Consider the following 13,215-nt stretch of genomic DNA (forward strand, 5'->3'; position numbering starts at 1 on the left):
CCCGTAGGAGTCTGGGCCGTGTCTCAGTCCCAATGTGGCCGTTCACCCTCTCAGGCCGGCTATGGATCGTCGCCTTGGTAGGCCATTGCCCTGCCAACTAGCTAATCCAACGCGGGTCCATCTTATACCACCGGAGTTTTTCACACAGAGACATGCGCCTCCGTGCGCTTATGCGGTATTAGCAGCCATTTCTGGCTGTTATCCCCCAGTACAAGGCAGGTTACCCACGCGTTACTCACCCGTCCGCCACTAGAAATAGATTAAATCGACCGAAGTTTCAATAAAGTATTTCCCGTTCGACTTGCATGTGTTAAGCACGCCGCCAGCGTTCATCCTGAGCCAGGATCAAACTCTCTGATAAAGTGTTTGATGTACTCAAGACAACCAACTAGCTTAGTTATCTCTCGTCATTACTGTTTAATAAGTTTTCATTCGAAAATGAATTGTATAAAGAAATTTTCGAGAATCGTATGTGTTTCACTGTTTAGTTATCAAGGTTGTTCTGCTGTCAGCTCTTTGCGACAGCTTATTTAGATTATCACATTCGGAAAATCTTGTCAAGAACTTTTTTCAAAAGTTTTTCGAAGTGTTTTCCAAAGGATTTCATCGCCGTCATTTTTCTTATCTGTCCCAGCGACTTGATTACTTTACCATAAGTTCAGTCGATTGTCAACAGTTAATTTAAATTTTCTGAAAACTGATTTCTTTTTCAGTATTTCAGAAGCAATTCCTTGCGACAGCTTGTTTAATATACCACTGCCGCAAGGAGAAGTCAAGCACTTTTTACAAAAAATTACATATTTTTTTGTGCAGGTTATTTGTCGAATTATGTCAAACGATTTTCCTTGCATCTTTTCCTTGTTTATACTATACTATAAGAAAGTATTTCATTTCAGTAAGTCTATTTGATATCATTTCCGATATCTCCGGCGTTCTGCCGCTTCAGAAATCTCATGCTTTTCCCATATAACAGCAGGAAGATTTCTAATAGGAACGCAATCGGATTATCCAGGAGATCTTCCGCCATTTTTATTAAAAGGAGGTCTTCTATGGATACTACCGCATTGTCTGCTAATCGCTTATACAAAGACAGATTGTACAAGATGATTTTTAATGACAAGAAAGAATTACTGAACCTTTACAATACAATTAACGGAACCCATTATGACGATCCCGCACTGCTCACCATTACCACACTTGAGAACGCAATCTATATGACAATGGCGAATGATCTTTCCTTTATCATTGATATGCGTCTGGCACTTTATGAGCAGCAATCCACGGTTAATCCTAGAGCGTGTTTGAAAAAGGCTTTCTGCAAGATGTGCGTCACAATTTGTGGGAGATTTTGTCCGGATGAGGGCGCCGTAGCGGGCTACGGCAACTGAATTCGGGCAAAATATACCGCAAAGTGGGGCGTGCAGATTGCGGGAATGATTTTTCAAACACGCTCTAACCTGCCCCTGCGTTTTCTTATGTACATAGCAGATATTTATTCTGCTTATACAAAAGATATGAACCTGTATGGTAGAAAAGCAATACAGATTCCATTACCTTCTTTTATTATTTTTTACAATGGAAGAGAACAGCAGCCTGACAGAACGGAATACCTGCTTTCTGATTTATTCCATCCTACTGCAGATTATCCTGCACTGGAGCTGAAAGCTGTCATGTTAAATATAAACAAGGGACATAATCAGGAGCTGATGGATGCTTGTCACACCCTTCGTGATTATTCCGAATATGTATCACGCATCCGAACCTACTCTGCCCAGATGCCATTATCTGACGCTGTTGAAAAAGCCATCACCGAATGTATCCAGGAAAATATTCTGCGGGATTTTCTAATAAAAAATCGAGCGGAGGCAAAAGCTATGAGTATTTACGAATATGATGAAGAGAAAACGATGCGCATGCTTCGGGAGGAAGCATATGAAGAAGCAATTGAAATAGGTATCCGCACTACGATTGAAACCTGTATGGAATTTAATGCACCCTCTACCCTCATTATTCAAAAGCTAATTTCCAAATTTCATCTTTCCGAGGAGAAAGCACAGGCCTATTTAAATGAGTACCTAAACCAAAATCCCAAACACTCCCCCCTATAACCACTTATCAGCATTCCATAAAAAAACCTTCTGTTACTCGTCTCAGCAACAGAAGGTTTTATAAATATACCTTTCATTAAAAATATAAAATTATACCATTTTCGCTACCATATAAAATATTTTAATTAAAATCTGCAGATACCCTATGCCGCATAATGTACCAGTTATAAACCTGCGTATATTAGTTGACGGCAGAACATCAATATACTGCATATACCAATCCCCCAGCATAACCAAGCCAAAACATAAACATACTTCTATAGGTACAAATATTTTCAGCACAAATAAAAGAACTCCAACTAAATATCCTGCTAAAATCCCTGTGCAGCGTGCACATAATGGAAATTGCATCCCATTTATAAAAAAACTTCTTTCTGGCATCTGATGACATCCGGAGTATTTTCCTATATGCATAAAGTATCTATGTAAAAGCAGGAGCTTACATTTTAACTTTTTGTTCAAGTTCTGCATATTCTGATTCCTTTGTTTTTATTTCTCTCTTAAGCAGAGGAACTAATATTACAGTAAAAATTGCACATCCTATTCCCATAATTTTAAGCAAAGAATAATCTATCAAAATTCCCATAATAACAAGAATTAAGCAGCAAACAAATATTGATCCGACTCCTTTTAAAGCATTTTTCTTCTTTTGTATTTCCTGTTCGAGATCTTCAAGTGCAGGAAATTTACAGCCGCAATCAGAACACACCCAGAAATGCTTATGTTCATCTGTAACCGTCGTTTTCTGGGATTTTCCGCAATTTCCGCAAAGCAGTCCAAATGGTCCTAAGAAAAGATAGCCCAGGAATCCCTTTGAGCCAGAATATCCTGAAGTTTCTACTTTTGTTTCTGTTTCGGTCACATATTGTAAATTAGTACTGTTACAAGATGGACATTTTAATCTTTTTGTTTCTCCATTTTGTTGTTTCCTGTTATTAAATTCGTTCATTTTTCTGCCTTTCCTCCCAAAGCGCCCATAGGCAGTGCTTTCACTGCCTAATCTATTGCATGGATGCTCGAAATCGTATTGTTATTATAATTAATTTCCACATTGTATTTACCATTGTTAAAACTTAAAATCACCTCTTCCTTTTTAGTTTTGGTAAATTCATAGGAATAATATGCTTCCTGAATCATACTCTCTTCTTCCCAATCCTCAAAAACCATTCCATCACTGTTCTCCTTACACACTGGTGTGAACTTACTTTCTTTAAGATAAAGAGTAGAAGCATCAAGAAAAGTTATATGTGTCTGTATCTCTCTTGAAGAGCCATTCTTATTTTTATGTAAATTATAAATCTCAAAAGATTGTCCAAGCGCATCTTCTTTTACTGACTCAAGTAATTCTTTATCCGCATATCCTTCAAAATGGCTGATAGGTATATAACCTACAACAGAACGATCAGCATTGCAAACCAACGGACAATCTTCATAACGGAATTTTCCGCTTTTTAACCATCCAACTTTTCCAAAATCCGATTGGTTTCCAATAGAATATACCACCTCTCCCTTATGAAATTTTTTCAGTTTATAGCCCGTCATAGATAGTGACAGGGGAAAGTACGATACTGCAACACCATATTTATACTTATATCTACACCCTGCTTCTACAATCGGAAAACTTTCTCTATCTAATTTATATGTAATGCTTTCTTCCACAGGAGTTTCCAAAATTTCTGCTGCCCAAACATTATACGCATATACCTGTGGAACGATCATGACCACAAACTGTATGATAAGTGCAGTAATAAACGCACCAACACCTGCCCATTCTTTCATCAACCAATTATCCACTGCACACATTATGATCAAAATAGCAAGAGATATCATAACACTGATACAATTTACTTTTTCTGCATTGTCAAAAAAGACAAGACATAATGCATATGGAAAATATGAAAAAAACGCTCCGAAAAACAAATACTTAATACCATATAAAATCCATATAAACCGCCTTTCTCTAAAAGCATAAACGATTTCTCTCCCTGCCTGAAAAAAAGTCCATAGAAAAAATGATACCCAGGATATCCCCCTTATCATATCGGTAATATTTGCCACAAATGTATAGCCTGCACCTAACAGAAGCATCAAAACACCAATAATTACTTCAAATGTAATCGGTAAAATAATTATATATTCCATAACATTCTCCATTCTTAAAAAACCAGAGTTTGTGGTTTTAGTAAATTTATTTACTATTTCTTATTTTAGTACATTTATTTACTAATTTCAATATAAAAGAATCTTCCTATGCTAAAATTATATAAATTTTATTTCTGAATCATATTTTTTAGGTTTATACAAAAACTAAAATGAAATCTTATTTTTTCAATGTTTTCAGGAGGATTTACTTGAATTACAGACAACGTATTCGCGATTTACGCGAGGATGCCGATAAAACCCAGACTCAGATTGCTGATTATTTAGGCACTTCACAAACGATGTATGCACGATACGAACGTGGTGCGAATGAAATGCCAATCCGCTATCTGGTTGCTTTATGCAGATACTATAACGTTTCTGCTGACTATATTCTTGGATTTACCAACACAAAAATTGTCTTACCTGAAGATTCTCCCAGAAAAGAACAATAAGTTCGCAAAATTTTCCAATTACATTTTCATGTGATAATGAGAAAATTTTTGCGAACTTATTATTTTTTGCACTTTTTACATATTATATTACAGCAAATCATTTTAAGAAATATATTCTCTTGCAGTTGCTAATATTTGCAGCTTACAGAAACTCCTTCAGTTTCTCCACATTCTCCTCCTCAAACTCCTGGAGCCGTTCCATCAGCTTTTTAATATCCTTCTCCACATTGTTTTCATACTGATGAAGCTTTTTCACGGCTTCGGTGATTCCCATGCTGCTACCCTGGATCAGCATTTTGGCGATGTGGGAGGTGGAGGCGTCGGTCATGGTCTGAAGATTCACCATCAGGTAGGTACGGACTTTTTCGAAGGTACCAAGGCCTTTTTCATCGTATCCGTTCCGGTTCAGCAGGTCGCGGGCTTCGCTGTGGAATTTGCGGTAGCCTTCCAACTGTTTTTCCAGATAGGCCTGAAGCTTCTCATCTTCTGTGATGTCCAGAAGCTGCTGTAAGGTGTCCACTCCCATCTGGGAATTCTGGTATACGTAGTTTAAAAATTCTGCATTTGCATTCATGGGCAATTCTCCTCCGTTAAAAAAGGTTCTTTCATATAAAACTGTTCCTTACCTTTTTAACAGAATGCCCAGCATTTCTATTTTATATGCAAAATTGTTTCTAAAATTATTCTCTCACTCATACTTCACAATCTCCTTTTTCAGCCTCTTCATAATCCGCTTCTCCAGCCGCGAAATATAAGACTGCGAAATTCCAAGCAGATCCGCTACCTCTTTCTGGGTTTTCTCCCGGCCTTCGTGTCTGCCAAGGCCGAACCGCAGCTTGATAATGGTCTGCTCCCTTGGTGAAAGCTTGGAAATGGCTTTTCCAAGAAGACGAATCTCCACCTCATCCTCCAGACGGCGGGAAATCTCATCATCATCTGTTCCCAAAATGTCCGACAGCAAAAGCTCATTTCCATCCCAGTCCACATTCAAAGGCTCGTCTATGGAAACCTCCATTTTCGTCTTGCTGTTCCGGCGAAGGTACATCAGGATCTCATTCTCGATGCACCGGGATGCATACGTAGCAAGCTTAATATTTTTCACCGGATTAAAGGTATTGATTGCCTTGATCAGTCCGATGGTTCCAATAGAAATCAAGTCCTCCACGCTCACCCCTGTGTTGTCAAATTTCTTTGCAATATACACCACAAGCCGAAGATTGTGCTCAATAAGAAGTGATTTGGCTTCCTTTTCCTCTGGTGTCCCCAGCTTCTCCAGGATCCTGGCTTCTCTCTGGCTCTCAAGCGGCGGCGGCAGAATGTCGCTTCCGCCAATATAATAAACATCCCCCTGCCTGCCAAACAGGAATCTTGGCATCACCTGAAACGGATAATAAGTTGCACTTGCTGCTGATCGGTTCATAGACGAGTCCCCCTCCTAATGCAATATTCTGGAATTTAACAGTACCTGGTACTCTTTTCCCAAAGCAGAGGGTTCCACCGCCAGTGCCAGCACCGGATTCGCTGCATGAATCACCTCCCCGGGAGTGTGAATACAAAGGTCATCCAACACCACCGCTAGCATCACGCCTTCCTTTCCCACTGTTTTGTAGGGTAGAAAATGCGGATGCAGATCAGTAAGCTTCGTACCTTCCAGCTCCCCTGGATCCTCCTGCAGGTGCATCAGCCTGTCTCTTTTCTCTTCAGGCAGCATTGCCTCCAAAACCTCAGGTTTCACAACAAAAACCCCATCTCCGTTTATCGGATCCACAAGAAGGTTCCCCGTATCCCAGAATCCGAAAAACTGCTGTACATTTCCCTGATAGGACAGGGTAACCGGATAGATGTTTTTCCACCTGGCGCGAAAAGAATCGCTGACATAGATCAATGCGCTAAGTCCCATGTAGGCCCCTGCTGCCACAACCAGAAACCGAAGCGGCGCGGCATTCTTCACTGGCGCCGCCTCCATAAGGCCGCCCATGAGAAATGCCATCAGGTAAAAAGTCACCAGTGCCTTCGCCAGCATTCCTCCCGGCTTAAGCCCCAGTCCCAGAACCAGCATGATCCAGGCACAGCCTCCATGAAGAAGCACCTTTGCCGGAAACAGCCCATCCGATGGTACATAAAGAATGAGGCAGGAAAAAAGGGCGCCGACGGCTGCCGCCAGCAAGATCCTTCTGCGGCTTCTTTTTCGCAGAAACAGTTTGCCAACAATGCGAAGAAGAATATAATCCATAAAAAGATTCGTCAGAAAGACGATGTCTATGTATACGTCATAATACATAAAAAAGCCCCCTGTGGCCGTCAATCCTTCACTTTGGTAAGTGAACCCATTATACGGTCACAGGGGGCGCAGATTTTGTCAAAAAGGGACGGGAAATCCTGAGAATTTCTCGCGCCTAATCGACAGCGCGATCTGTCAATTTTCTTTTTTCGAAGTCATTCGAGAGATGTAAAGCAAAGCTGAAAATAATCGCATAAAGAACAATTTCCGGATCATGCCTCCAGATTCTTCTGGTGCAGCGCTTCCAGAAGACTTCGCAGCTCTCCAATAGGGAACTGTCCCGGCGCAGAAGCTGCTCCTACCGTTCCAAAGGTAATTCCGGAACCGAAGTTTTCCCCGGAAATACGGCTGATGGAGCCTATGCTTCCCATTGCCATGGATACCAGCGGCTTTTCGCACTCTTTTCTCATGGCATTGGTTGCCTCCATAATGGCTGCCACATCCTCAAAACCATGCGGCATTACTGCCATTTTCAGAATATCTGCCCCGGATTTTTCCATTTCGCGGAAACGGTCCAGAAGGATTTCCTGGCTGTCTGTTTTGTCAAAATCATGGGAAGAAGCAATGATTTTGACACCTTCCCTTTGAAGCTCTGCCACCAGTTTTTTCTTTTCTTCTGGATTTCCCATCACTTCCACATCCACAAGGTCTGCTATGTGGCTTCTGGCAGCGTTTCGGCAACATGCGCTGTAATCTTTCATGGAGATGGCAATATTTCCGCCTTCCTCGCTTGTGCGGATAGTAAAAAGAAGCGGAGTCTCTCCAAGGATTTCCGAAAGCTTTCCAAGCACCTGCTTACAGGCTTCTTTGTCCATCAGGCCCTCGAAGAAGTCCGCACGCCACTCCACCAGGTCTGCTCCGGCTTTTTTCGCATCCTTGGCTTCCTGGCAGATTTTTTCTTCTGTGGTTCCCGTAAGAGGAACACAGATTTTGGGGATTCCTGCCCCAATGGTCAGATTCTTGATCTGAATAGGTTTTGTCATTTCTTGACATCTCCTTTCTATTAGAATAAGATAAGAAGTAAGTTTATAAAATTTCAGGAGGTTCCTTATGATTCCAATTACCGGCCATACCCGTCTTACCGCACTTCTTGGAAGCCCGGTAGCGCACAGTATTTCTCCCCTTATGCATAACGAAGCATTCCAGCTTCTTGACCTTGACTACACCTATTTATGCTTTGAGGTAAATGAAGAGACTCTTCCGGCAGCTGTCGATGGTCTGAAGGCCTGCGGCATCCGCGGTTTTAATCTTACCATGCCGAACAAGAACAAGATTGTAGAGCTTCTGGACGAGCTTTCCCCGGCAGCCAGACTAATCGGTGCAGTGAATACCGTTGTCAATGATGACGGACATCTTACCGGATACAACACAGACGGTGTTGGCTATATGCAGGCAGTCAAAGATGCCGGCTATGACATCACAGGCAAAACCATCACGATCATGGGTGCCGGCGGTGCTGCTACTGCCATCTGTGCACAGGCTGCTCTTGACGGCGTGGAAAAAATCCACATTTTTGCCCGGGAAACCAGCCGTTTCTGGGATCGCACCCAGAAGCTTGCAGAAAATATCAACTCCACTCTTCCCTGCAAGGCAGTCCTTCACGAAAATAAGGATACGGCAGCCCTTGCCCAGGCCATTTCTGAAAGTGCCCTGCTCCTCAATGCAACTTCCGTAGGCATGGCCCCAAACACTGAGGGAACGATTATTGAAGATACTTCCCTCTATCACCCGGACCTGATCGTATCCGACGTCATCTACAATCCCCGGGAAACCCGTTTCCTCAAGGAAGCCAGAGAGGCTGGCTGCCGTACCTTTAACGGTATGTATATGCTTCTTTATCAGGGTGCAGAGGCTTTCCGCTTATGGACCGGGAAAGAAATGCCAGTGAAGGAAATTAAGGCAAAATTCTTCGCTGATTGATTTTTCTCCTGATAGTACTCTGTTTCATAACAAAATTCACATTTTTAAGAAAACAGGCGCCGCTTTTTACAGCAGCGCCTGTTATTTTTTACATAGATTATTTCTTCTCTTCCTGAACCTCTACCTTGCGGTTCTCTCTGCTCTTAATCTCAGCTTTGATGGAAGTGATGAACTCCTGAAGATCCTTTGCACCTTCATCTCCAAGGAAACGGCTTCTTACAGAAACCTTGCCCTCTTCCTCTTCCTTCGCACCAACAACCAGCATGTAAGGAATCTTCTGAAGTCTTGCCTCACGGATCTTGTAACCGATCTTCTCAGCACGGGTATCAATCTCAGCACGGATGCCAGACTCTTTCAAATCATCCAGAACCTTGTTTGCATAGTCCATATATTTGTCAGAAATCGGAAGCACCTTAACCTGAACAGGAGCAAGCCATGTTGGGAAAGCACCTGCAAAATGCTCGATCAGGATACCGATGAAACGCTCGATAGAACCGAATGCTACACGGTGGATCATGATCGGACGATGTTTCTCTCCGTCAGCTCCAATGTACTCGCAGTTAAAGCGAAGCGGAAGCTGGAAGTCAAGCTGAATGGTACCGCACTGCCAGGTTCTTCCGATGGAGTCCTCAAGATGGAAGTCGATCTTCGGTCCGTAGAATGCTCCGTCTCCTTCATTTACCACATAGTCAAGACCAAGGTCGTCAAGAGCTCCGCGAAGAGCGTCTGTAGCCATCTCCCAGTCCTCATCGCTTCCCATGGAATCCTCAGGACGTGTGGAAAGCTCTACATGATATTTGAATCCAAACAGCTGATATACTTCGTCGATCAGCTTTGCAACGCCTTTGATCTCCTCACGGATCTGCTCCGGCATCATGAAAATATGGGCATCATCCTGTGTGAAGCAGCGTACACGCATCAGTCCGTGAAGCTGACCGGATTTCTCATGACGATGTACCAGACCAAGCTCACCCATACGAAGCGGCAGATCACGGTAAGAACGTGGCTCAGACTGATATACAAGAATACCGCCTGGACAGTTCATTGGCTTAATTGCAAAATCCTGCTCATCAATAACAGTTGTGTACATATTTTCTTTATAGTGATCCCAATGTCCGGAAGTCTCCCAAAGATGACGAGCCAGCATGATTGGTGTGGAAATCTCAACATATCCTGCTTTCTGGTGAATCTCTCTCCAGTAGTCAAGAAGTGTGTTCTTAAGAACCATTCCCTTTGGAAGGAAGAACGGGAATCCAGGACCCTCGTCGCTCATCATGAACAGTCCAAGCTCTTTGCCAAGCTTTCTGTGGTCACGCTTCTTAGCTTCTTCCATACGGTTGATGTACTCTTCCAGATCTGCTTTCTTTGTGAAGGAAGTTCCGTAGATTCTGGTAAGCATTTTGTTCTTCTCGCTTCCTCTCCAGTAAGCACCTGCAATGCTGGTAAGCTTGAATGCCTTTACTGGTTTGGTTGTCATCAGGTGAGGTCCTGCACAAAGGTCAACGAACTCGCCCTGCTGATAGAAGCTGATCTCAGCATCCTCTGGAAGATCTTCGATAAGCTCTACCTTGTATGGCTCATCTTTCTCTTTGAAAAATGCGATTGCTTCTTCTCTGGATTTGGTGAAGCGGGTGATCGGAAGTGCTTCCTTCACTACCTTCTTCATCTCTGCTTCGATCTTGGCAAGATCCTCTGTGGTGATCGGGTTCTCGCTGTCAATATCATAATAAAATCCGTCTGCGATAGATGGTCCGATTGCAAGCTTTACATCCGGGTACAGTCTCTTGATAGCCTGTGCCATAATGTGGGATGTGGTGTGACGGAAAGCTCCCTTTCCGCCTTCATCCTCAAATGTAAGAATGCTTAACTCGCAGTCTTTGTCAACTACATGTCTCAGGTCAACGACCTCTCCGTCAACTTCACCTGCACAGGCTACTCTTGCAAGGCCCTCGCTGATGTCGGATGCAATGTCGATAACGGATTTCGCTTCTGCGTATTCTTTCTTAGAACCGTCTTTTAATGTGATAATCATGATTCGTGTCTCCTTTTCTTTTTCTGAAACTGTATCTGGCAGGAAACTGTCTGATACAAAAAACGTATGGTAACGTTTGCCTTTGCAGGGACGAAATAAAAAAGCCCCTTACAATGCTCTCACACTGTAAGGGACGAGTATACTCGCGGTTCCACCCTGCTTGCCATAGCATACGTATCTGTAAACCAGGCCACTTATTTGATGGTAACGGAATCACCGGACCGGATTAGGGTCACTCAGAGGTAGTTTTCAACTGCTTCCTGATAAGGCATTTCCAGCTGCCTGCCTCTCTCTGAAACATTCCACAGTTTACTCTTCTCGTCAACGTGTTTTCTTATCACTATGCCTCATTATAGCCTTGGGTTCTGGGTTTGTCAATAACTACAAAAACAAAGAGGAGAAAAATTTGCAATGAAAGGTTACTGTTCACTCCGTGCCCAGTAACACGCTTCGCGATGCACAGAAATCATGCTTTGCATGATTTCGCGCCGCAAACCTCGGGTTTTCTGTGAACTTTGTTCACAAAAAACACCTCGCGGAATATTACCTATGAACAGTAACAATGAAAGTCCTGTACGCAGGCATGAATGAATTCATAAATGCCTAACAAGCAGTATGATCATTTCTCTTTTAAATATTCCCATAAATTTTCGCCTTTATAAGAGCCGCTGCTTCCCGCACCACATAATGAACCTGCATGATTGGGTCTGATGGGGCTGCTATTCCATAAGGATGTTCATATCCTGCTTTTTCTGCTATTTTCACCGCACGGTACACATGAAAATTATTGGACAGGATTCCCGTATTTTTCTGGCTGCAGCCTGTAAGCGCATCCGAAAATTTCAGATTCTCCTTTGTGTTGGTGGATTTCTCTTCCAGCACCAGCCGCTCCCTGGAAATCCCATGGGCTGTGAGGTAATTCTCCATGCATTTCGCCTCTGTAATATCTTCCCCGAAGCCCTGTCCGCCGGAAAGAACCAGGATCGTGTCCTCATTCTCCCTGGCATATTTCAGTGCTGCCTTCAGGCGAAGCTCCAGTGCCTTGGACGGTACATCCCCTTTTACATGGGCGCCAAGCACTACCACATAATCCAGATTTTTCCGGGCTGATGTTTTCATACCGGAAACCACAAGGCTGCAAAGTGCTGCAAAGCACACGATTCCCAGCAGCACCACTGCTGATACTGCATATTTCACCCATCCTGGGAAAAATCCGGGATGATTTTTTCCATAGCGGATCAAAACTGCGCCGCCTTCCAAAATTGCCGCCAGTACCAACCAGATCCAGGCGAAATCAGCGGTAATCCCCGCATAAACCACAATCAACAGGTAATAGGCCAGACAGATACTGCCTGCACAAAAACATAGTAAACTCAAATTCTATTCTCACTTTCCTGTTAGATACACAAAACGGATTGCAGGACAGCTATGCCACCCTTGCAATCCGTTCCCCAAGACCAAAAGCTCATCTGGCTTCCGGTCCATTATGCACTATGATTATTTGTTTCTACCGCAGCAGAATTTATATTTCTTTCCGCTTCCGCATGGACACGGATCGTTACGTCCAATCTTGTGTGCTTTCACAACAGTACCGGATTTCTTCTGCTCAAGATAAAGCTCTTTACGCTTCTCAGGTGTGAAGATCTTGTCCCACTGCGGAAGATTGTAAAGCCAGTCAGCCTTAGCGTCTACCATGTTCTTGTAAAGAAGCTCTTTGTCGAAGCAAAGGCTTACGGTAGTGTTCTCATCCATAGTCTCGATCGGGTTCTGGATCTTCAGGCTGTCGTTGATTCCATCAAGGAAACCAACCATGGTAAGAACTTCCTGATTATATTTCTCAGCCAGCTCTTTTACTGTACCGGTAACGACTTCGTCCGGATTCTCAAGAAGCTGTGCATAAATGTTCTTCTCAATAGCAAAATATCTTGCCCAGAACTGCTGGAGTTTATTACGGTCTGCCTGCTGGTCATAGGCAATGGCACGCCACTGCTCTAAAATGGTCTTATCGCTCATTTCTTATTCCTCTTTTCAACAAAAATTTCGTAATTATGCCGTTTTACAGCTGAATATTATTATAACATCTTTTTATCAAAAAAACAAATCCTATTTTTTCTTCTAAGGTTTTCATAAAATTTTACCTGTTTTTCTGTGACATATGTATAAAAAAAGAGAAGAAAGCCCATACTATGAGTGTTCAGTGATGAACAGCAAATTCATTGAACCCCCTTCAATGATATGGCAGTACAAAAGACAAATGAGATTGTTACTGTTCACTCTGTG

At 42.8% G+C, this 13,215-nt stretch carries 13 protein-coding genes, 1 rRNA gene, 1 pseudogene and 1 other annotated feature; of the genes and pseudogenes, 3 read left to right on the forward strand and 12 right to left on the reverse strand.

Annotation, left to right across the window (positions count from 1 at the left end; translation table 11 throughout):
- Positions 1 to 361 (reverse strand): 16S ribosomal RNA (locus tag OCV70_RS00005); the annotation flags it as partial.
- A gap of 988 nt (positions 362 to 1,349) precedes the next feature.
- Positions 1,350 to 1,403 (reverse strand): annotated as a pseudogene (locus OCV70_RS20035) (DUF6783 domain-containing protein); the annotation flags it as partial.
- Positions 1,404 to 1,433: 30 nt separating this feature from the next.
- Between OCV70_RS20035 and OCV70_RS00015 the strand changes: the two are divergent.
- Entirely contained in the window at positions 1,434 to 2,108 is a 675-nt protein-coding gene (locus tag OCV70_RS00015; RefSeq protein ID WP_262578951.1) for a hypothetical protein, read from the forward strand.
- A 90-nt stretch (positions 2,109 to 2,198) separates the two neighbouring features.
- On the opposite strand, the gene OCV70_RS00020 is transcribed toward OCV70_RS00015, so the two are convergent.
- The 3 genes from OCV70_RS00020 to OCV70_RS00030 are packed head-to-tail and all read right to left on the reverse strand — an operon-like array spanning position 2,199 to position 4,250.
- On the reverse strand, positions 2,199 to 2,489 hold the full coding sequence (locus tag OCV70_RS00020) for a DUF2085 domain-containing protein (protein WP_244096290.1): 291 nt from the start codon (positions 2,487 to 2,489) through the stop codon (positions 2,199 to 2,201).
- A gap of 58 nt (positions 2,490 to 2,547) precedes the next feature.
- Complete coding sequence (locus OCV70_RS00025) at positions 2,548 to 3,057, reverse strand: hypothetical protein (RefSeq protein ID WP_173768375.1); 510 nt, start codon at positions 3,055 to 3,057, stop codon at positions 2,548 to 2,550.
- Positions 3,058 to 3,104: 47 nt separating this feature from the next.
- Positions 3,105 to 4,250, reverse strand: a complete 1,146-nt coding sequence (locus OCV70_RS00030; RefSeq protein WP_117850438.1) for a hypothetical protein — start codon at positions 4,248 to 4,250, stop codon at positions 3,105 to 3,107.
- Between the two features lie 209 nt (positions 4,251 to 4,459).
- On the opposite strand from OCV70_RS00030, the gene OCV70_RS00035 reads away from it, so the two are divergent.
- Positions 4,460 to 4,702 (forward strand): helix-turn-helix domain-containing protein, encoded by a 243-nt coding sequence (locus tag OCV70_RS00035; protein ID WP_021924723.1) that lies wholly within the window; start codon positions 4,460 to 4,462, stop codon positions 4,700 to 4,702.
- Positions 4,703 to 4,844: 142 nt separating this feature from the next.
- Here OCV70_RS00035 and OCV70_RS00040 read toward each other — a convergent pair whose 3' ends face one another.
- The 4 genes from OCV70_RS00040 to aroD form a co-directional block, all read right to left on the reverse strand.
- Entirely contained in the window at positions 4,845 to 5,276 is a 432-nt protein-coding gene (locus OCV70_RS00040; RefSeq protein WP_173768379.1) for a hypothetical protein, read from the reverse strand.
- Positions 5,277 to 5,390: 114 nt separating this feature from the next.
- On the reverse strand, positions 5,391 to 6,122 hold the full coding sequence (gene sigE, locus OCV70_RS00045) for an RNA polymerase sporulation sigma factor SigE (RefSeq protein ID WP_021924721.1): 732 nt from the start codon (positions 6,120 to 6,122) through the stop codon (positions 5,391 to 5,393).
- A gap of 15 nt (positions 6,123 to 6,137) precedes the next feature.
- Complete coding sequence (locus OCV70_RS00050) at positions 6,138 to 6,983, reverse strand: sigma-E processing peptidase SpoIIGA (protein WP_173768381.1); 846 nt, start codon at positions 6,981 to 6,983, stop codon at positions 6,138 to 6,140.
- Positions 6,984 to 7,195: 212 nt separating this feature from the next.
- Entirely contained in the window at positions 7,196 to 7,966 is a 771-nt protein-coding gene (gene aroD, locus OCV70_RS00055; RefSeq protein ID WP_173768383.1) for a type I 3-dehydroquinate dehydratase, read from the reverse strand.
- 67 nt (positions 7,967 to 8,033) lie between these two features.
- On the opposite strand from aroD, the gene OCV70_RS00060 reads away from it, so the two are divergent.
- Complete coding sequence (locus OCV70_RS00060) at positions 8,034 to 8,903, forward strand: shikimate dehydrogenase (RefSeq protein WP_173768385.1); 870 nt, start codon at positions 8,034 to 8,036, stop codon at positions 8,901 to 8,903.
- Between the two features lie 97 nt (positions 8,904 to 9,000).
- On the opposite strand, the gene thrS is transcribed toward OCV70_RS00060, so the two are convergent.
- The 3 genes from thrS to OCV70_RS00075 all read right to left on the reverse strand — a co-directional run bounded on the left by thrS (position 9,001) and on the right by OCV70_RS00075 (position 12,948).
- Positions 9,001 to 10,935, reverse strand: a complete 1,935-nt coding sequence (gene thrS, locus OCV70_RS00065; RefSeq protein ID WP_173768386.1) for a threonine--tRNA ligase — start codon at positions 10,933 to 10,935, stop codon at positions 9,001 to 9,003.
- Between the two features lie 126 nt (positions 10,936 to 11,061).
- Positions 11,062 to 11,269 (reverse strand) — a binding site (T-box leader).
- 296 nt (positions 11,270 to 11,565) lie between these two features.
- Complete coding sequence (locus tag OCV70_RS00070) at positions 11,566 to 12,312, reverse strand: YdcF family protein (RefSeq protein WP_147342978.1); 747 nt, start codon at positions 12,310 to 12,312, stop codon at positions 11,566 to 11,568.
- A gap of 120 nt (positions 12,313 to 12,432) precedes the next feature.
- Positions 12,433 to 12,948, reverse strand: a complete 516-nt coding sequence (locus OCV70_RS00075; RefSeq protein ID WP_021924645.1) for an SEC-C metal-binding domain-containing protein — start codon at positions 12,946 to 12,948, stop codon at positions 12,433 to 12,435.
- Positions 12,949 to 13,215 lie beyond the last annotated feature (267 nt).

Source organism: Blautia acetigignens, assembly GCF_025566865.1.
GTDB lineage: Bacteria > Bacillota > Clostridia > Lachnospirales > Lachnospiraceae > Blautia_A > Blautia_A acetigignens.

What these genes read in the sequence shown, in the direction of transcription:
- OCV70_RS00015 (WP_262578951.1), top strand. Translation starts at nt 1,434, where the DNA reads ATGATTTTTCAAACACGCTCTAACCTGCCCCTGCGTTTTCTTATGTAC.
- OCV70_RS00020 (WP_244096290.1), bottom strand. Translation starts at nt 2,489, where the DNA reads ATGCCAGAAAGAAGTTTTTTTATAAATGGGATGCAATTTCCATTATGT.
- OCV70_RS00025 (WP_173768375.1), bottom strand. Translation starts at nt 3,057, where the DNA reads ATGAACGAATTTAATAACAGGAAACAACAAAATGGAGAAACAAAAAGA.
- OCV70_RS00030 (WP_117850438.1), bottom strand. Translation starts at nt 4,250, where the DNA reads ATGGAATATATAATTATTTTACCGATTACATTTGAAGTAATTATTGGT.
- OCV70_RS00040 (WP_173768379.1), bottom strand. Translation starts at nt 5,276, where the DNA reads ATGAATGCAAATGCAGAATTTTTAAACTACGTATACCAGAATTCCCAG.
- sigE (WP_021924721.1), bottom strand. Translation starts at nt 6,122, where the DNA reads ATGAACCGATCAGCAGCAAGTGCAACTTATTATCCGTTTCAGGTGATG.
- OCV70_RS00050 (WP_173768381.1), bottom strand. Translation starts at nt 6,983, where the DNA reads ATGTATTATGACGTATACATAGACATCGTCTTTCTGACGAATCTTTTT.
- aroD (WP_173768383.1), bottom strand. Translation starts at nt 7,966, where the DNA reads ATGACAAAACCTATTCAGATCAAGAATCTGACCATTGGGGCAGGAATC.
- OCV70_RS00060 (WP_173768385.1), top strand. Translation starts at nt 8,034, where the DNA reads ATGATTCCAATTACCGGCCATACCCGTCTTACCGCACTTCTTGGAAGC.
- thrS (WP_173768386.1), bottom strand. Translation starts at nt 10,935, where the DNA reads ATGATTATCACATTAAAAGACGGTTCTAAGAAAGAATACGCAGAAGCG.
- OCV70_RS00075 (WP_021924645.1), bottom strand. Translation starts at nt 12,948, where the DNA reads ATGAGCGATAAGACCATTTTAGAGCAGTGGCGTGCCATTGCCTATGAC.